At 65.8% G+C, this 18,974-nt stretch carries 18 protein-coding genes; 11 read left to right on the top strand and 7 right to left on the bottom strand.

From position 1 onward, the window contains the following. Window positions 1-751 precede the first annotated feature (751 nt). Window positions 752-1,480, top strand: a complete 729-nt coding sequence (locus Y900_RS23235; protein WP_036344738.1) for a phosphatase PAP2 family protein — start codon at window positions 752-754, stop codon at window positions 1,478-1,480. Window positions 1,481-1,545: 65 nt separating this feature from the next. After that, window positions 1,546-1,755: a hypothetical protein gene (locus Y900_RS33600; RefSeq protein WP_157838268.1), complete on the top strand. Its 210-nt coding sequence runs from the start codon at window positions 1,546-1,548 to the stop codon at window positions 1,753-1,755. A gap of 132 nt (window positions 1,756-1,887) precedes the next feature. Here Y900_RS33600 and Y900_RS23225 read toward each other — a convergent pair whose 3' ends face one another. After that, window positions 1,888-2,685 carry a nitrilase-related carbon-nitrogen hydrolase gene (locus tag Y900_RS23225; protein ID WP_036344736.1) on the bottom strand — a complete coding sequence of 266 codons (798 nt, stop codon included), beginning with the start codon at window positions 2,683-2,685 and terminating at the stop codon, window positions 1,888-1,890. 45 nt (window positions 2,686-2,730) lie between these two features. Between Y900_RS23225 and speB the strand changes: the two genes are divergently transcribed. Further along, the gene (speB, locus tag Y900_RS23220; protein ID WP_036344735.1) at window positions 2,731-3,699 is read left to right on the top strand and encodes an agmatinase; all 969 of its coding nucleotides are present in this window, start codon (window positions 2,731-2,733) and stop codon (window positions 3,697-3,699) included. Between the two features lie 81 nt (window positions 3,700-3,780). Continuing rightward, window positions 3,781-5,052, top strand: coding sequence for an adenylate/guanylate cyclase domain-containing protein (locus tag Y900_RS23215; protein WP_081845353.1), 1,272 nt, complete (start codon window positions 3,781-3,783; stop codon window positions 5,050-5,052). 2 nt (window positions 5,053-5,054) lie between these two features. On the opposite strand, the gene Y900_RS23210 is transcribed toward Y900_RS23215, so the two are convergent. Genes Y900_RS23210 through Y900_RS23200 form a run of 3 tightly spaced genes read right to left on the bottom strand, consistent with a single transcriptional unit; the run spans window position 5,055 to window position 7,614 of the window. Then, a complete protein-coding gene (locus Y900_RS23210) occupies window positions 5,055-5,807 on the bottom strand; it encodes an amino acid ABC transporter ATP-binding protein (protein WP_192827607.1) in 753 nt (250 codons plus the stop codon). Between the two features lie 11 nt (window positions 5,808-5,818). After that, window positions 5,819-6,739 carry an amino acid ABC transporter permease gene (locus Y900_RS23205; RefSeq protein ID WP_036344733.1) on the bottom strand — a complete coding sequence of 307 codons (921 nt, stop codon included), beginning with the start codon at window positions 6,737-6,739 and terminating at the stop codon, window positions 5,819-5,821. A gap of 5 nt (window positions 6,740-6,744) precedes the next feature. Beyond that, on the bottom strand, window positions 6,745-7,614 hold the full coding sequence (locus Y900_RS23200; protein WP_109751129.1) for an ABC transporter substrate-binding protein: 870 nt from the start codon (window positions 7,612-7,614) through the stop codon (window positions 6,745-6,747). A gap of 180 nt (window positions 7,615-7,794) precedes the next feature. On the opposite strand from Y900_RS23200, the gene Y900_RS23195 reads away from it, so the two are divergent. The 7 genes from Y900_RS23195 (at window position 7,795) to Y900_RS23165 (ending at window position 15,188) form a co-directional block, all read left to right on the top strand. Further along, window positions 7,795-8,118 carry a hypothetical protein gene (locus tag Y900_RS23195; protein ID WP_237752630.1) on the top strand — a complete coding sequence of 108 codons (324 nt, stop codon included), beginning with the start codon at window positions 7,795-7,797 and terminating at the stop codon, window positions 8,116-8,118. Window positions 8,119-8,185: 67 nt separating this feature from the next. Beyond that, complete coding sequence (locus tag Y900_RS23190; protein WP_036344730.1) at window positions 8,186-8,767, top strand: HdeD family acid-resistance protein; 582 nt, start codon at window positions 8,186-8,188, stop codon at window positions 8,765-8,767. Between the two features lie 110 nt (window positions 8,768-8,877). After that, a complete protein-coding gene (locus tag Y900_RS23185) occupies window positions 8,878-10,326 on the top strand; it encodes a cytochrome ubiquinol oxidase subunit I (protein ID WP_036344729.1) in 1,449 nt (482 codons plus the stop codon). A 10-nt stretch (window positions 10,327-10,336) separates the two neighbouring features. Next, window positions 10,337-11,380 carry a cytochrome d ubiquinol oxidase subunit II gene (gene cydB / locus Y900_RS23180; protein WP_036344728.1) on the top strand — a complete coding sequence of 348 codons (1,044 nt, stop codon included), beginning with the start codon at window positions 10,337-10,339 and terminating at the stop codon, window positions 11,378-11,380. A gap of 56 nt (window positions 11,381-11,436) precedes the next feature. Then, the gene (cydD, locus tag Y900_RS23175; protein WP_036344727.1) at window positions 11,437-13,041 is read left to right on the top strand and encodes a thiol reductant ABC exporter subunit CydD; all 1,605 of its coding nucleotides are present in this window, start codon (window positions 11,437-11,439) and stop codon (window positions 13,039-13,041) included. Continuing rightward, window positions 13,028-14,632, top strand: a complete 1,605-nt coding sequence (gene cydC, locus Y900_RS23170; protein WP_036344726.1) for a thiol reductant ABC exporter subunit CydC — start codon at window positions 13,028-13,030, stop codon at window positions 14,630-14,632. Before cydD ends, cydC begins: the two co-directional genes overlap by 14 nt. 10 nt (window positions 14,633-14,642) lie before the next feature. Then, window positions 14,643-15,188, top strand: a complete 546-nt coding sequence (locus Y900_RS23165; RefSeq protein ID WP_036347612.1) for a DUF4190 domain-containing protein — start codon at window positions 14,643-14,645, stop codon at window positions 15,186-15,188. Here Y900_RS23165 and Y900_RS23160 read toward each other — a convergent pair. From Y900_RS23160 to pyk, 3 genes are read right to left on the bottom strand one after another with little or no spacing between them, the layout of a single operon-like run. Then, the gene (locus Y900_RS23160) at window positions 15,166-16,590 is read right to left on the bottom strand and encodes an MprF family protein (protein WP_109751128.1); all 1,425 of its coding nucleotides are present in this window, start codon (window positions 16,588-16,590) and stop codon (window positions 15,166-15,168) included. The genes Y900_RS23165 and Y900_RS23160 overlap by 23 nt on opposite strands. Window positions 16,591-16,612: 22 nt before the next feature. After that, a complete protein-coding gene (locus Y900_RS23155) occupies window positions 16,613-17,479 on the bottom strand; it encodes an acyl-CoA thioesterase (protein ID WP_036344725.1) in 867 nt (288 codons plus the stop codon). Between the two features lie 12 nt (window positions 17,480-17,491). Continuing rightward, window positions 17,492-18,910, bottom strand: coding sequence for a pyruvate kinase (pyk, locus tag Y900_RS23150; protein WP_036344724.1), 1,419 nt, complete (start codon window positions 18,908-18,910; stop codon window positions 17,492-17,494). Window positions 18,911-18,974: the final 64 nt, after the last annotated feature.

The raw sequence follows: 18,974 nt of genomic DNA, 5'->3' as shown, positions 1-18,974 counted from the left end.
CAACTCAATATTCTTCAGGATGTAAAACCGGATCGTGGCCGCGCTGAGGTGGGTCCGCCCACCTGCCCCCGCGGGGTGAGAACCCAAGGGCCAAAGAGTGGACGCGCAAGGGAGGTCGCCTGATTCGGTTGGAGTGCGGAACAGGTTTTCTCCCCTGCCAGCACTGTCAGAAAATTACTGGCAAGTCGACTCCCCGGGTCATTCGAGCTATCAATTAGTTCGCATTCTTGGGAGCGATGGCTAGGGTGAACGGGCTGAAAGGCTGTTTCGGACAACTCGATTCCAGTAAGCAGACAGTAAGCAGGGCACCGATCGCGGACACCCGAGGACTATCGGGAGACATCGATAAAAAACCTATCTGCACTGGTAGTTCATCCTCACCGGTCCCCGACGGTCATCAACCTGCCCCAACAGCTGTGAGCTGGAACAACGTAGGATCCACACCTTCACAACCCGTGCAGTGTGAGTTCGGATCTCACCGAGGGCACCAGAAACGCGCTATCCGTACCGCCCGCAATCAGGCGGCTGGGGCCTGCGGAGCGCGCAGATGCAAAGCGCCTGCAGATACCGCCTCCCGCATCGGTGTCGCGGTCGGGGAACTGCTCCGGTCCACCCACCGTTGACGTATCGAGCCCGCCACGGCCCCTTATCCCCCCTTGCCGTGGCGGGTTCCCTTGACCGGGTCCGGATCAATCGCGGCCGATTGGCGCCTTGGACTACCCGCAACGATGAGATGAGCCATTGCGGCACAATGAGCGACATCGACATCACATCGAGACGGCAGCGATTCGCGCTGGTCCTGCTCGCCGCGGGCCTGTTCGGCGCGCTGGCGTACATGGCTGCCGAGATCAACTCCTGGTGGATGACAGCGCTCGACACATCGGTCTGGAATTGGTTCGACGCGCATCGATCGCACAATCGGCGGGGCGATTCGACCGGGATCTTCGACTACATCGGTCAACCCATCCACGTGGCAGTCGCCGGATTGGTGAGCGGAACTCTACTGGCCGTGAACGCGCGTTCGATCATGCGCCTCGTTGCCGTGACTGGATCCGTCGGCGCGGGTGCGGTGCTCGAGCAGGCGCTCAAGCACATCGTCGAGCGAACGCCCGAAAATCTCGCCCAGTTGCGCGACGGGTCAATGCTTGACTGGTCAGACCTCGATTACATGAATTCGTTTCCCTCCGGTCATGTCACCGGAGCCGCCACACTGTTCGGAACGATCGCGGTGTGCGTAGGCGTCGGGCGCAAGCACGCTGCGAAGGCAGTGATTTCAAGCGTTGCCGCGATAGGTGTCCTTGCCGTCGCATGGCTGGCGCTCTACGTCCGCGCTCACATTTTCACCGATGTCATCGGGGGCATGCTGCTCGGCGGGGCGCTCGTGGCACTGAGTGCTGCGGCCATTACGTCGCGGCCGCAAAGGCGAGACGACACGGAGGACGGCCGCCAGGTGAGGCGGACCCGCAGCCGTACCGTCTGAAAGCTGCCGCCAGCCGCTTAACGACGGTCCACGATCACCGGACGCACTGGTTGCCGACGATCTGCTTGCAGACCGTTCCCGGCGGCGCGGGGTTGACCGTCGGCGAGAACGAGTTCGCGCCACCCGGCGACACAGCCTTCTCGGTCGGCGAGGGCGCCACGGTGGACGACGGAGTGGTCGTCGTCGACGAGGGGGCCTCCTTCGCGTTCGAGCTGCACGCGGTCAACGCGCCCATCCCGACGATTGCAGCCCCGCCAGCAAAGAGTGCAATCTGACGAGTCAGGCGACAAGAGCTCATGATAATTCCTATCTGCGTACACCGTAGTGGCGAAAGGCCACTTTACTGGATAACCGCTGTGGGTCCAACGAGGGCAGCATACTGCTCAAGCAAACTTTTGGGCGGCTTTTCAGTAGAGGTCTAGGCGCCGATCGGAGAGCAGGTCGACATACTCCGTCAGAGTCTTGTCGTGCGTGGCGGTCAGGTCGACGTCGGCGATGGCCAGCCCCGGTCCCGACCCTGCATCGGCGACCACCCAGCCGTCGGGGTCGACGATCACGCTGCCCTGCGTCCACGGCTGGCCACGTTCGACTCCCGCGCGGTCGCACACCGCGACCACCACCCGATTGAGCCGTGCGGTGGACATCGCCGTGATCACCTCTCCCGGCCGCTCCCCCTCGGGACGGGGGAACAGCGGCCAATTCACCGGCGCCGCAATCAATTCCACGCCGTCAACGGCCACCTGGCGAGTCACCTCACCGAACTCCAGGTCATAGCAGACCATCACCGCGATCGCGCCGTGCCGTGTCTTCAGCACCGGAGGCAGCGCGGCGCCGCGGGTGAAGATCAGCTTCTCCCGGTCCCACAGATGTGTCTTGCGGTAGGTCGCGATCAGTCCGTCGCGGTCGAGCGCGATCGCGCTGTTGTACAGCAAACCGTCGTCACCGAGCTCGCAGAACCCGCCGATCACGATCGCGTCGCCGGCGGCGGAGCGCCACGCGTCGAACGCCGGATCGGTGGGGCGCACCGCCACCGAGCGGGCTTCGTCAGCATCGGCGAACATATAGCCGGAGGTGGCCAGCTCCGGCAGCACCACGACGTCGGCCCCTTGCGCGACGGCGTCAGCGACAGCATCCGTCGACAGCTCGAGATTGGCGGCCAGCGCGCCGACGGTGGGGTCGATTTGGGCGCACGCGATCCGGGTCATCCTTGCAGGCTAACCTCGCCGCAAGGAACCGGCAGAGGAGGAAACATGGCATCCGAGATCGACAACGTGCCGGACTCCGGGATCGTCGGACCCGTCGACGCCACGAAGTATCCCCGCTACACCGAGCCGTCGACGTTCGCGCGGCTGCCGCGGATCTCCGAGGTGCCCGGCGCCGACGTTCGCATCGTCGGGGTTCCCTTCGACAGCGGCGTGTCCTATCGGCCCGGAGCGCGATTCGGGCCATCGCACGTCCGCGCGGCCTCCAAGCTGCTGCGGCCGTTCAACCCGGCGTTGGGCGTCAATCCGTTCATCACTCAGCAGGTGGCCGACTGCGGTGACGTCGCCGTCAATCCCTTCGACATCGAGGAGGCGATCGCGGGAATCGACACCGCGATGACCGACCTGCGCAAGGACGGCTCGACTGTTCTGACCATCGGCGGTGACCACACCATCGCCCTGCCGATCCTGCGCTCGCTGGCCCGCGACCACGGCCCGGTGGCAGTGCTGCATTTCGACGCCCACCTCGATACCTGGGACACCTATTTCGGCGCGCCCTACACCCATGGCACGCCGTTCCGGCGGGCCAGCGAGGAAGGGCTGATCGATATGGAGAGGTCGCTGCACATGGGCATCCGCGGCCCGTTGTACAGCAAGACCGACCTGGAGGATGACGCCGTTCTGGGCTTCCAGGTCATCCGCTCCGATGACTACGAATTCGACGGTGTCACAAGCATTGTGGAGCGTATGCGCAAGCGTCTCGCGGGCGGACCGGTGTACGTCTCGGTCGACATCGACGTCCTCGATCCCGCGCACGCACCCGGCACCGGAACTCCGGAAGCCGGTGGGTTGACGTCGCGCGAACTGCTCAACACGTTGCGCGGGCTGGTGGGCCTCGACGTGGTCGGTGCCGACATCGTCGAGGTGGCCCCGGCCTACGACCACGCCGAGATGACCGGGATCGCCGCGGCCCACGTCGGATACGAACTCCTCTCGGTGCTTGCGGCCAACCGATAGGCTGCGATTGTGGGCACCCTGCGGAAATGCGCTGGTTCGGTGCCGTCGGACGGACCGGCCCAGCGCGCGGACTGCGAGAAGATGCAGCGCCGCGCGCCGGCTCGCAACCTGCATTGGGCCGAGTCGATCACCCGCCGTCAGCGCGTGCTCAACATCGCGGCGACGATGGCTGCCGTCGTCACCGCCGTCATCGGCATCCTGCAATTCATCACCGCAGACCATTTGGTCACCATCGGGCTGGTCAATCTCGGTACGGCGGCCATCTTCGGGGTCATCCCTTTACTGCACCGCTTCGGCGAGAGCATCGCCGCGCTGGCCTTCATCTTCTTCGCGTTCTTGTCCCTGACGATCGTCGGCTGGCAGGTCGGGACCGACTCCGGCATCCAGTTCTACTATCTGGTGTCGGCGTCGCTGGCCGTGCTCGTGCTCGGTGTCGAGCACGTCGTGCTGGCCTCGATGGTGGTGGCGATCGGCGCCGGGTTGACCATCGCTTCTCAGTTCCTGGTCCCCGGAGACACCGGTATACAGCCGCGCTGGCTGGTCAACGCCGGCTTCGTGATCACCACGGTGTCCGCATGTGTGATGATCTTCGCGACGGTCTGGTACGCCATGCGGGAAGTCTCCCGCGCCGAGGCGGCAATGGAATTCGAGTACCTGCGCTCCGAAGCGCTACTGGCCAACATCCTTCCGGCCACCATCGCGGCCCGGCTCAAAGACCCGGCCCGCGGCACGATCGCCGACCGATACGACGACGCCTCGATCCTGTTCGCCGACATCGCCGGCTTCACCGAGCGAGCCAGCCAGATCGCCCCCGCCGAACTGGTGCGCTTCCTCGACCGGCTGTACACCACGTTCGATCGCCTGGTCGACAAGCACGCCCTGGAGAAAATCAAGACCACCGGCGACTCCTACATGGTCGTCAGCGGCGTGCCCGAGCCCCGCGACGATCACGTCGACGCGCTGGCGAACCTCGCGCTCGACATGGCCAAGGCCGTGCGGGATCTGCGCGATCCCAACGGTCAGCTCGTGCCGCTACGAATGGGAATGGCCGCCGGCCCTGTGGTCGCCGGCGTGGTCGGTGCCCGCAGGTTCTTCTACGACGTGTGGGGAGACGCGGTCAACGTCGCCTCCCGCATGGAGACCACCGACCCCGAGGGCCGCATTCAGGTCCCCCAGGATGTCTACGAACGGCTGCGGGACCGGTTCGTCCTCGAGGAGCGCGGCGACGTCGACGTGAAGGGCAAGGGCCTGATGCATACCTGGTACCTGGTCGACCGCCGAGCCACCACCAGTCCGGACGGCGATCGACCCGCCCACGAAGAGAGCGGGCGGGTCGAAAGTCCAACCGGTTAGCGCTACATGACTTTGGACAGGAAGGCCTTCGTCCGGTCGTGCTGCGGATTGCTCAGGACTTCCCGCGGCGGCCCGCTTTCGACGATCACCCCACCGTCCATGAACACCAGCTCGTCGGCGACCTCACGGGCGAAGCCCATCTCGTGCGTCACCACGATCATCGTCATGCCCTCGCTGGCAAGCTTTTTCATCACGCCCAGCACCTCGCCGACGAGTTCGGGGTCCAACGCCGAGGTGGGCTCGTCGAACAACATCAGCTTGGGGTCCATCGCCAGCGCGCGGGCTATCGCCACCCGCTGTTGTTGGCCGCCTGAGAGCTGCGCCGGGTACGCGTCGGCCTTGTCCGTCATGCCCACCTGATTGAGCAGATCCCGTGCCCGATCGAGGGCGGCCGCCTTTTTGACCCCTTTGACGTGTACTGGCGATTCGATGATGTTGGCCAGCGCCGTGCGGTGCGGGAAAAGATTGAAGTGCTGGAACACCATACCGATGTCGCGGCGTTGCTTGGCCGCGTCACGCGGGGCCATCTCGTACAGTTTGCCGCCACGCTCGCGATAGCCGATCAATTGACCGTCGACGTAAAGCCTTCCGGCACTGACGTTTTCAAGGTGATTGATACAGCGCAGGAATGTGGACTTGCCGGAGCCCGACGGCCCGACAAGGACGAGCACCTTGCCGGGGTCCACCGACAGCGTCACACCCTTGAGCACCGATAGGGCGCCGAAGTCCTTGCACACCCGCTCAGCGCGCACCATGGGTTCGCCGGTCATACGTGTCCCGCCTCCGTACCGGTCTGCGCCTTGGCCAAGGCCTCGAGCTGCTTGGAGGTCAACTTTCGGGAAATGCCGCGGGAGAAGTACTTCTCGAGGTAGTACTGCCCCACCATCAGCACGCTGGTGATCACCAGGTACCAGGTCGCGGCCACCAGCAGCATCGGAACCGGTTCGAATGTCCGAGCCGCGATCTCCCGCGAGGCAATGCTGTACAGGTCATAGGAATACGGCACGGCCGTCACCAGCGATGTGGTCTTCAGCATGCTGATGACCTCGTTGCCGGTCGGCGGAATGATGACCCGCATCGCCTGTGGAAGCACGGTGCGGCGCATCGTCATTCCCCACGACATACCCAGCGCGGTCGATGCCTCCGACTGCCCTTCGGGCACCGACGTGATGCCTGCTCGGATGATCTCGGCCATGTACGCGGCCTCGTTGAGTCCGAGACCGATGACCGCCAGCAGGAACGGAATGGACAGGTTCTGCAGGTCGAGGTGGAAGAACGACGGCCCGAACGGCACGCCCAACTGGATGTGCTGATAGATAGTCGGGATGAGCCCCCAGAACACCAGCTGCACGTACACCGGTGTGCCGCGGAAGATCCACAGGAAAACCCATGCCACAGAACCGAATACGGGGTTCGGCGATAGCCGCATCACCGACAGGATCACACCGAGCACGATGCCGAGCACCATCGCGTACACCGTCAGCTGCAGTGTGTTGAAGACACCGAGCATGATCCGGTCGTTGAACAGATACTCGCCGTACGTCGACCAGCCGTAGGCCGGATTGGTGGCCGCGCCATAGATGAACAGGGCAACCAGGACGATGATGACGGCCGCCCCCACCCACCGCCACGGATGACGAAGCGGTACCGCGTTGATGGCAGGTGGAGCCGACTCGTCGACAGCCATATCGGTTAGCTGGTCCCCCCGTTGATGACCGGCTTGGTGATCATCCCGGCTTGGACACCCCAGTTGCTGGCGATCGTCTTGTAATCACCGGTCTCGATGAGGTGTTCGAGCGCCTTCTGCAGGGAAGCGGCCAACGGCGAACCCTTGGCGACCGGCCAGCCGTAGGGCGCCGAGTCGAAGATCTCGCCGGCGGCCTCCAGCTTGCCGTTGCTCTGCTTGATGGCGTACGCGGTCACCGGCGAGTCCGCCGACATCGCGTCGGCCTGGCCGAGCACCACTGCGTTGGTGGCGGCGTCCTGCCCGTCGAACTTCAGGATCTCGATGGCCGGCTTGCCGGCGTCGGTGCACGCCTTGCTCTTCTTGGGGAGCTCGTCGGTTTCCTCGGTGGTGGTCGCCTGCACGGCGACCTTCTTGCCACACGCGTTGTTGGGGTCGATCGGCGACCCGGGCCGTTGCGCCCACATGATGCCCGCGTTGAAGTAGTCGACGAAGTCCACCGACTGCTGGCGCTCCTTGGTGTCGGTGAACGACGACATGCCGACGTTGAAGGTGCCCTGCTGGATCGAGGGAATGATCTTGGCGAAGTCCGCTTCGCGGAAGTCGGCGGTCAAGCCCATCGTGGAGGCGATGGCGTTCATCAGGTCGACGTCGAAGCCGACGATCTTGCCGCTGGAATCCTTGAATTCGTTAGGCGCATAAGGGATGTTCACGCCAACGACCAACTTGCCCGACTTCTTGATGTCATCGGGAACCGTCGCCGCGATCTCGTCGACCTTCTGCGCCTTGGCCGCCGTGGTCGCCGTCGACGGCCCTGCGCCAGAGTCGCTTTTGCTGCTGCAGCCGGACAATGCCAGGGCACCGGCTATGCCAATCACTCCAACTACGCGACACCATCCAGTGAGCACGGTTGCCTCTTTCTCTCGACTGCATCCCGGGCCGTCCTGCCCGAAACTAATGGCCCCATCCGGGTTTTGTACTCCCGGTAACGGAACAGTAGTAGCACCGTAACCATCTGGCAGCGGATCCACAGGTACGCGCAGCTAGTGTGGCCTGGCGTGCCTGACCTCAATCGAGTCCACTTCGCCATCATGGACGGCCCGACGGCCGCGACCCTCGCGCAAGTGCTGCCGGTTCTGCTGCTGAGCCTGATGGTGGAGGTCCGCCGGACCCGGTTGCATCGTTCGGCGGCCCGCCGGTTCCTCGGTGTCTTCTTTCTGTTCTTCGCCGTCGCCGAAACCGTGATGGTGCTGTCCATCGACGGGGCCGTCTACCCGTTCCAGTGGTCCGATCTGATCGCCGCGCTCCTGATTTTCGGATTGATCACCATGCTGTACTGGCTGTCGCTGCGCGAACGCGGTGACGACGAGGACACTCTTTGACGTCAATTCACCCGTTGAAGTGCTCAAATGGCGTCCATTGTCTACCTGCTGTGCAACACTTCCGGCCATGACAACCACCTCTGCCCCGCCGCTTCTGCCGCATCTGTGGAAGTCGGTCCTGCTGTCGGGCGTTCTGTCGCTCGTTCTCGGAGTCCTGGTACTCGTCTGGCCGGGAATCTCCATCCTCGTCGCCGCGATCTTCTTCGGCGCCTACCTTCTGGTGACGGGCATCTCGCAGGTGTTCCACGCCTTCACCCTGCACGTGTCGGCCGGCGGCCGGGTCATGCTGTTCATCAGCGGTGCCGCTGCGCTGATCCTGGCGGTGCTCTGCTTCCGCAGCATCCAGAACTCCATTCTGCTGCTGGCGATCTGGATCGGCGTGGGCTTCATCTTCCGTGGCGTCGCCACCGCGGTGTCCGCGATCAGCGACCCGGACACCCCCGGCCGCGGCTGGGAGATTTTCGTCGGCGTGATCAGCCTCATCGCCGGCATCGTCGTGCTGGCGTCGCCATTCCCGTCGCTGGCCACACTGACCCTCGTCGTAGGCATCTGGCTGGTCGTCATCGGCGTTTTCGAGGTGGTGGCCTCCTTCGGAATCCGCAAGGCCTCGAAAAACCTCGGCGACCGAATCGCCGCCACAGCGCCCTAGGATTCTCGTCACAAAGGCCAAAAGGCTCTAGCGCGAACGGCGCGGATCACTACTACACTTTGTCGTAGATAGGCGATCCGCGCCTTTCGCGTTAATTGGAGAGTTCGGCGATGAGCGCTCTTGACGTGTCCCGGTGGCAATTCGGAATCACGACGGTCTACCACTTCATATTCGTGCCACTCACGATCGGGCTGGCGCCGCTGATCGCTGTCATGCAGACGATCTGGGTGATCACCGACAACCCGGCCTGGTATCGGCTGACCAAATTCTTCGGCAAGATCTTCCTGATCAACTTCGCCATCGGTGTCGCGACCGGCATTGTCCAGGAGTTCCAATTCGGGATGAACTGGAGCGAATACTCGCGCTTCGTCGGCGATGTGTTCGGCGCACCGCTGGCGCTGGAAGGCCTGGTTGCCTTCTTCCTGGAGTCGACGTTCATCGGGCTGTGGATATTCGGCTGGACCCGACTCCCCCGCTGGTTGCACCTGACGTCGATCTGGCTGGTGGCCATCGCGGTCAACCTGTCGGCCTTCTTCATCATCACCGCGAATTCCTGGATGCAGCACCCGGTGGGCACCCGGTTCAACCCACAGACGGGCCGCGCCGAACTGCGGAGCATCGTCGAGTTGTTCACCAACAACACCGGAGTCGCGGCTTTCTGGCATGCGGTCACCGCGTCGTTCCTCACCGCCGCGACGTTCGTGGCTGCTGTCTGCGCCTGGTGGATGGTGCGGTCCAAAGGCGGCCCGGATGCCGTCGCGATGTACCGCCCGGGCGCGATCCTCGGTTCGCTGGTGGCGCTGGTCGCCTGTGTCGGTTTGTTTTTCACCGGCGACGTGCAAGGCAAGCTGATGTTTCACCAGCAGCCGATGAAGATGGCTGCCGCCGAATCGTTGTGCCACACAGAAACCGATCCCAAACTGTCACTTCTGACCGTCGGGACGCACAACAACTGCGACAGCATCACTCGCGTCGTCGAAGTGCCCTTCGCACTGCCATTCCTGGCCGAGGGCAAGCTCAGCGGCGTGACGTTGCAGGGCACCAAAGACCTTCAGCAGCAATACGAACAGAAGTTCGGTCCCGGCTGGTACGTGCCCAACCTGTTCGTCACCTACTGGGCGTTCCGCGCGATGATCGGCCTGATGGCGGTGCCGCTGCTGTTCGCACTGGCCACGCTGTGGCTGACGCGCCGCGGCCGGGTGCCCGGCACAAGGTGGTATTCCCGCTTCGCGCTGTGGACGATTCCGACACCGTTCCTGGGTGCCATAGCCGGCTGGGTGTTCACCGAGATGGGCCGCCAGCCGTGGGTGGTCGCGCCCAACCCCGATGGCGACCAACTGGTCCGGCTGACCGTCCGGCAAGGCGTGTCGCTACACGGACCGGGTCTGGTGTGGGTGTCGCTGATCTCGTTCACGCTGATTTACGCCGTGTTGGCGGTCATCTGGTTCTACCTGGTCCGCAGATATGTCACCGCGGGCCCGCTCGAGCACGACGCCGAGCCGGCACCGCCCACCCCACCCGGGGACGACGAAGTCGCACCCCTATCGTTCGCGTACTGAGGAGCCAACCATGGGGCTGCAACAGATTTGGTTCGTGATCGTGGCGGTGCTCTTCCTGGGCTTCTTCGTCCTGGAAGGCTTCGACTTCGGCGTAGGCATGGTGATGACCTGGCTGGGCCGGATCGGCAAGGGAGATAACGAGACTCATCGTCGGGCGGTGCTGAACACGATCGGCCCGGTATGGGACGGCAACGAGGTGTGGCTGATCACCGCGGGCGGAGCCATGTTCGCGGCCTTTCCACACTGGTATGCCACCGTGTTCTCCACGCTGTACCTGCCGCTGCTGGTGATCCTGCTGTCGATGATCGCGCGTGTCGTGGCCATCGAATGGCGCGGCAAGATCGACGATCCGAAGTGGCGGCGCTGGTGTGACATCGGCATCGCGACCGGGTCGTGGCTGCCCGCGATCCTGTGGGGTGTCGCGTTCGCGGTCCTGGTCAAGGGACTCCCCGTTGGGCCGGACAAGAACGTTGCAGACCTCGCCGTGTCCGACGTGCTGAACCCGTACACCTTGCTCGGTGGGCTGGCCACCTGCTCGCTGTTCCTGTTCCATGGCGCGGTGTTCCTGGCCCTCAAGAGCGGCGGTGCGGTACGCGGCGATGCCGTCGGGCTGGCCCGCACGCTCAGCGTCCCCGCGACGGTACTGGTCGCCGCGTTCGGCGTGTGGACGCAACTGGCGTACGGGAAGCCGTGGACCTGGGCAGTCCTGGCAATCGCCGTGATCGCCCAACTGGCCGCCGTCGCGGCGGCGTGGGCCGCGCGGGAAGGCTGGGCGTTCCTGGCCACGACGATCGTCGTCGCCGCGGTGGTGACGTTGCTGTTCGGGTCGCTATACCCCAACCTGGTGCCGTCTACCATCAGCCCGGCCTACGACGTGACGATCTACAACGGCTCGTCCAGTCCGTACACCCTGAAGGTGATGACGTGGGCGGCCGCGATATTCACTCCGATCGTGCTGATCTACCAGGGTTGGACCTACTGGGTGTTCCGTAAACGCGTCTTCGCCGAGTCGATTCCGAAGTCCGTCGGCCTGCCGTTGAGGCGCGTGCCCTGAGCTCCCAGCGCCGGTCGGGCCCGCTGGACCCACGTCTGTGGCGGGCCTCTTCGGCTGTGCGCCGGTACGTGGTCGCGACAGTCGGCTGCGGAACGCTGATCGCGGGCTGCGCGATCGCCGGCGCGGTGATCCTCGGCCATCTGGTGGCCGGCGTCATCACCGACCCGGCCACCCGCAGCCTTGGCCACTGGCGCGCCGAACTGGCGATCCTGGCCGGGCTCTGGCTGTTTCGGGCGCTGATCCTCCTGCTGCAGGGCCGGCTCGGTCAGCGGGGCGCCAGTGCGGTCATCGCCGACCTCGGCGGCCAGGTGCTGCGGACGGTGACCGGGCTGCCACCCGGTGCGCGCGACGCCCAGCACGACGACGCCGCAACCGTGATCACCACCGGACTTGACGGCCTGCGGCCGTATTTCACTGCGTATCTACCGGCGCTGTTCCTGGCAGCGATCCTCACCCCGGCCACCGTTGTGGTGATCGCGTTCAACGATTTTCAATCCGCGTTGATCGTCCTCGTCGCCCTGCCACTGATCCCGATCTTCATGGTGCTGATCGGTCTGGCCACCGCGGAGCGATCAGCCGCGGCGCTGGCCGCGATGACCACACTGCAGGCCCGGCTGCTGGATCTCATCGCCGGCATCCCCACCTTGCGGGCCCTCGGCCGTGCCGACGGCCCGGCACAGCGCATCACCACACTCAGTGCCGCCCATCGTCGTTCGGCCATGGCCACCCTGCGCATCGCGTTCCTGTCGGCACTGGTACTCGAACTCATCGCCACTCTGGGTGTCGCGCTGGTCGCGGTCAGCATCGGTCTGCGACTGGTGTACGGCGAAATGAGTCTGGCCGCGGGGCTGACGGTGTTGTTGCTGGCGCCCGACGTGTTCTGGCCGCTGCGTCGAGTCGGCGTAGAATTCCACGCCGCCCAGAACGGAAAGGCGGCTTCCGACAAAGCTTTCGCCTTGATCCAGCAGAATCCCGCGCCGTTGCACGGCACCGGCACCGTGGACGCGGCAGGCGCGGAGATCGTCATCGACGCCCTGAGTGTCGCGGGCCGCGACGGAATGTCACCGCACCTGCTGTCGGGTCGCATACTGCCCGGTAGCGTCACCGTACTCACCGGCGCCAACGGCGCAGGCAAGTCCACCACCCTGCTCGCGATCGCGGGACTGGTCAGTCCCACCCACGGCCGGATCACCGTTGACGATCTCGACGTCGACGATATGGACCGGTCGGCCTGGTGGCGGCAGCTGGCCTGGTTGGCTCAACGCCCGGTGATCATTCCAGGCACGGTCGCGGAGAACCTGGCACTGTTCGGCACGCTCACCGATCCTCAGGCCGCCTGCGACGCAGCCGGTTTCACCGACGTGTTGGCCGCACTGCCCAACGGACCGGACACCATGCTCGGCCGGGGCGGCGTGGGGTTGTCCCTGGGGCAACGCCAGCGACTGGGCCTGGCCCGGGCACTCGGTTCCCGCGCGCCCGTACTGCTGCTCGACGAGCCGACCTCGCACCTGGACGAGGCCACCGAAGAGACTGTGCTGCAAGCGATCCGCGATCGCGCAGCAGGAGGATCCACCGTGGTGGTGGTCGCGCATCGAGACAGTGTGGTCCGGATCGCCGACCACGTCATCGCGGTGGAGGCCGATCACCATGCCCGCGTTTGACCGACTCCGGCTGCTGCTTGCCATCGCGCTCGGCACGCTGGCGCTGGGGAGTGCACTGGCTTTGGCCGGGGTGTCCGCCTGGCTGATCACCCGCGCGTGGCAGATGCCGCTGGTGCTGGACCTGTCGATCGCCGTGGTGGCGGTGCGCGCACTGGGCATCTCGCGCGGGGTGTTCGGTTACTGCGAACGTTTGGCGTCCCACGACACCGCGCTGCGGGCGGCGGCCGGTGCCCGGGCTGAGATCTACCGCCGCCTGGCCCACGGCCCGGCCGACATCACGGCGCGGTTGCACAGCGGTGACCTGCTCACCCGGGTCGGCGCCGACGTGGACACGCTCGCCGACGTCGCCGTTCGCGCCGCGGTCCCGATCGGCGTCGCGGCCGTGCTCGGCGTCGCCGCCACGGCCGTCATCGCGATGATCTCGCCCGCCGCCGCTCTGGCCCTCGCCGTGTGCCTGCTCGTCGCGGGTGTGCTCGCACCGGTATTGGCCGCACGCGCCGCGCGAGCGCAGGAAGCCGTCGCCCGCGCCCAACAATCGGACCGCGACATCGCCGCCGTCACCGCGCTCGATCATGCCGCCGAACTGCGGGTGGCCGGCCGACTACCGGCCCTGATCGCCGAAGCCGAACAGCGTCAGCGGGATTGGGGGTCGGCGATCGACCGCGCGGCCGCACCCGCGGCTGCGGCGGCCGCCGTGCCGACCCTCGCGATCGGAGCCAGCGCGATCGGGGCCGTCGTGGCCGGCATCGGCATCGCCGCCCACACCGCCCCCACCACACTCGCGGTGCTGATGTTGTTGCCACTCTCGGCGTTCGAGGCCACCGTCGCCCTGCCGGGTGCAGCAGTCGCCCTGACTCGCGCCCGGATCGCCGCCGCGCGCCTGCGCGAGCTGCTGCCCTCGGGTGCCGTCCAATCCGACGTCGTCCTCACCACTCTCGCCACGGCACCGGCGCTGGAGGCCGACCTGCGTGCGGGTTATCCCGGCGGGCCGACCGGTGACCACCTCGCTGTGACGCTGCAACCCGGTGCCCGGCTGGCGATCACCGGGCGAAGCGGCGCGGGCAAGACCGCACTGCTGATGACGCTGGCCGGGCTGCTGCCACCGCTCGACGGCACAGTGACCTTCGACGGGAAAGCGACGACCGAGCTCACCGAATCTCAATTGCGGAGCACCATAAGCTATTTCGCCGAAGACGCACATCTGTTCAATACCACCGTCCGGGACAACCTCTTGGTGGCGCGCGGCGATTGCACCGACGACGAGCTCACCGACGCACTCGCCGCCGTGGGCCTCGACGATTGGCTGGCCGCGCTGCCCGACGGATTGAGCACGGTGCTCATGGGCGGTGCGGCCGCTGTGTCGGCAGGCCAGCGCCGCCGGCTGCTGCTGGCCCGGGTGTTGCTGTGTCCGGCACCGATCGTGCTCCTCGACGAGCCGACCGAGCACCTCGACGCCACCGACGGCCGACGCATCCTGACCGCGCTGGTCGACGGCAGCCTGCTCGGCGCACACCGCACCGTGGTGGTCGCCAGTCATCAACTTGGTATCGACATCACCTGTCCGCGACTATCGATCGGCGACGGCGGGTAACGTGCAATCCATGACTGAGCCCCCAGAGCAGGCACCTCAGCAGCCCACCCCGCCCCCGCACGGAGCACCACCGCCTCCTCCCCCCGGCTATCCCGCTCCCTCCTACGGCCAGTATCCCGGCGGCTATCCACCCGCTCCGCCGCAGCCATATGCCGGTTACATGCCGCCGCCCACCGGGCCCCGCAACGGCCTGGGCGTCACCGCCCTGGTTATTGCGATCGTCGCACTGCTGTCGTCGTTCTCCGTGGTCGGCGGCGTCATCCTGGGGATCGTCGCGGTGGTCATCGGCTTCGCCGGCCGCGGCCGGGTCAAGCGCGGTGAAGCCAACAACGGCGGCGTCGCACTCGCCGGCGTCATCCTCGGTTTTCTGGCGATCATCGTCGGTCTCGCGTTCATCGCCGTGTGGGTCGGGGTGTTCAAAGAGGTCGGCGCCACCGACTACATCGACTGCCTGCAGAAGGCCGGCCAGGACCAGCAGCAGGTTCAGCAGTGCGCCGACGAGTTCAAGCAATCCGTGGAGAACAAGTTCAGCGTCACCTTGACGCCGACGCCGTAGGGGGCAGCTCCCGCCGCCGGGGCCAGAACTCCAACGAGAGCAACACCACCAGAAGCGGCAACACCTGCCTCAGCGACAGCAGCACGTACCGGCGATCGCCGAGGGCGTGGAACTTGCGCAGGTACCGGTACAGCGACTCCAACTCGATCAGCGAGTCGCCCAGATGGATCGCCGTATAAAAGAACGCGCTGAGCGGTCCCCGCTGCTTCTCGTTGAAGATCTCCGGGAACGCCGCAAATGCCAGTGAAAGGCGTTGCGCTCCTTGCGCTTTCATCGCGTTGATCATGTCGACGGACAGCCGCTCGTCGATGCCGTTCGGGGCGCCGCGCCGCCGCCACGGGACGTCGAGGGTGATGTCGGTGCCGCCACCGGCGACCGCGTAACGATGAAATCCCTGCACCCGGCCCGTCCGGTCGCGCGCGATGATCAGCAGGATGCCGGGATAGCGACCGGTCAGCGTGCCATCGAGAATCATCGAGAAGCCGCGCTCGGTGCGCGACCCTTTGGCCGACGACAGCAGCACGTCGGTGAGCTCGGCCAGCCGACGGTCGTCGAGTTCGGATTCGGCGACGATCTCGGTGCTGATCCCGAAATTGTGGGTGCGCTGCACCGCCTGACGCAGGTTGCGGAACTTACGGCCCACCATGTCGAAGGACGGCACGTCGATCACCACGTCGCGCCCGATCGGGACCGGTCGCAGGGTCTGCCCGATCACCGCGGGATCGCGCCACAGCCCGAGCCTTAGCTCGCTGCAGCCCAGGACCACCACCCGCCAGCCGTGGGTGTGGCACATGCCGGTGAAGTCGCCGACGAGCTCGTCGAAACGGCGTTCGTCGCCGATCGGGTCACCACTGACCACGGCGTAACCCAGCCGGGTGCGGTAGGCGACCGCGGCCGTGCCGTCGGCACTGAAGAAGTAGCTCTTGAGATCCTGCATCGCGAAGGGCGCCACCGGGTCATTACTGGTCGCGTCGACAAGGTCCCACACTCTGGCCAGCTGCGAAGGATCCGGTCGCGCCGTCGTCGGCCACATCAGCAGCAACCCCGAGGACGCGATCAACACGTCGCCGGTGAGGTCGAAGGCCAATAGGTGGGCGGCGAATCCGGCGAGCACCGCCGCCGCGGCGGCGATCGCGTGCGCGGCGGTCACCGGGCGGCCGAGGAAGATGCCCCGCGCGATCAACGCGACGGCGGCCAGGATCGTCAGTGACCAGGCGACGCGGCTGTCGGCATGCCAGTGGGTGTGGTGGCGGTGCGCGCGGATCATCAGCACGGTGAGCCAGCTCGCGGCGATCAACAACGCCAGCGCGCCAACCCAGCGCGCGGCCAGGGTGTCGACATTCACGACAACCCGTTCTCTGGCGCGCAAGCGCTGCGCTACCCGAACCGGCGGTTCGGTCACGTGACCGACGATACGCCGTCTATCAGGCATTTCCGGGGAAGTGCTTGACGATGCCCTCCTGCGTGACGGTGGCCACCACGTCGCCGGCCGGACTGAAGAAGTGGCCGCTGCCCAAGCCGCGTGATTCGGCAGCGGCGGGCGAATTGGTCGAATAGAGCACCCAGTCGGAGAAATCGACCTGTCGGTGGAACCACAGCGAATGGTTGACCGTGACCGCGAAGATGCGATCCCAGCCCCACGAGAGGCCATGGGTGGTGATGATCGAATCCAGGATCGTGGTGTCGGACGAATAGATCATTGCGGCGGTGTGCAGCGTCGGGCTGTCCGGCATTGCGCCATCGGCCTTGAGCCACACTTGATTTCCTGTGAGCGTGCCGCCCTTTTCGCGCATGATCCAGGACGGCTCGTTGGTGTAGCGCCACTGGATGGGGCGCAGCGCTTCGACGAATCCGGGCACCACTTTCTCGTACCCGACGAGAAGCTCGTCAATCGTCGGCAGTGTCTCCGGGGACGGCAGATTGGGCATCGGGGTGTTGTGTTCGAGGCCGCTGCCCGCCGAAATGTAGGACACCAGAGCGGTGGCGAGCAGCGTGCCGTTCTGGATGGCGTCGACGCGCCGATTGGCGAACCGCCGCTCGTCGCGCAGCCGGACGACGTGGTATTCGATGTCCGACTCCGGATCACCGCCGGCGATGAAGTGCACCGACAACGCGCTCGGTGCGATCTCGTGACGAAGGGTGCGGGTGGCCGCCACGAAGGCCTGCGCCATCAGCTGCCCGCCGAAGGTGCGCGGCGGGTTCTTGTGCGGATGCGCACCGACGAACACGTCGTCGCCGACCGGGGTGAGATCGAGAATGGCCAGCAGCTCGTCGAGGTCCGCGTTGGCCAAGAGTTCTCTCCCCTAGTGGTCGTCCTCCCCGATCCGGTGGACATGGATCAGGTTTGTCGAGCCTACTGTGCCCGGCGGAGCACCTGCGACGATGACCACGAGGTCACCGCGTTTGTAGCGGCCCAGCTCCAGCATTGAGCGGTCGACCTCGCGGATCATGTCGTCGGTGGTTTCCATGTGGCCGACGATGAAGGTCTCGGTGCCCCAGGTCAGTGCCAGCTGGCTGCGCACCTCCGGCAGCGCGGTGAACGCCAGCAGCGGCAGCGGGGTGTGCAGCCGGGCCAGCCGCCGCACGGTGTCCCCGGACTGGGTGAACGCGACCAGAGCCTTGGCGTCGAGGCGCTCACCGATGTCACGAGCGGCATAGGAGATGACGCCGCGCTTGGTGCGCGGGACGTGGGTCAGCGGCGGGGCCGCCGTCGAGTTCTCCTCGACGGCACCGATGATGCGAGCCATCGTCCGCACCGACTCCAGCGGGTACTTGCCCACCGAGGTCTCGCCGGACAGCATGACCGCGTCGGCACCGTCCAGCACCGCGTTGGCGACGTCGGAGGCCTCGGCCCGGGTGGGCCGGGAGTTCTCGATCATCGACTCGAGCATCTGGGTGGCCACGATCACCGGCTTGGCGTTCTCCCTGGCCATCTGGATGGCCCGCTTCTGCACCAGCGGAACCTCTTCGAGCGGCAGCTCGACGCCGAGATCGCCGCGGGCCACCATGACGGCGTCGAAGGCCAGCACGATCGCCTCGAGATTGTCGATCGCTTCCGGCTTTTCCAGCTTGGCGATCACCGGGACACGACGGCCGACCCGGTCCATCACCTCGTGCACCAGCTCGACGTCGGCGGGTGAGCGCACGAACGACAGCGCCACCAGATCCACACCCAGGCGCAACGCGAACTCGAGGTCCTCGATGTCCTTCTCGGACAGCGCGGGCACCGACACGTTCATGCCGGGCAGTGACAGGCCTTTGTTGTTGCTGACCGGACCGCCCTCGGTGACCATGCACACCACGTCGTCGCCGTCGATGTGTTCGACGACGAGCGCCACCTTGCCGTCGTCGACCAGCAGACGGTCACCCGGCTGAGCATCCCTGGCCAGGTTCTTGTAGGTGGTCGACACCCGATCGTGATTGCCCTCGAAGTGCTCGACGGTGATCCGCACCGTCTCACCGTTGGCCCAATACGTCGGGCCGTCGGCGAACCGGCCCAGCCTGATCTTGGGTCCCTGCAGGTCCGCGAGGATCCCGACGGCACGCCCGGTCACATCGGATGCCTGGCGAACCCGTTTGTAGGCCGCCTCATGATCGACATAGTCGCCGTGGCTGAAATTCAGGCGGGCCACGTCCATGCCGGCGTCGACCAAAGCTCTCACCGACTCATCGGTGCTGGTGGCCGGGCCGAGGGTACAGACAATCTTCCCGCGTCTACTCACGACGCCTCAGCATAGTCGCGGTTCATGGGCATCTCGACCGATCCAGATGGCGGCGGCACGGTAT

It is taken from the genome of Mycolicibacterium aromaticivorans JS19b1 = JCM 16368, from assembly GCF_000559085.1.
GTDB classification, from domain to species: domain Bacteria; phylum Actinomycetota; class Actinomycetes; order Mycobacteriales; family Mycobacteriaceae; genus Mycobacterium; species Mycobacterium aromaticivorans.
This window is presented reverse-complemented; position numbering and strand designations above follow the sequence as displayed.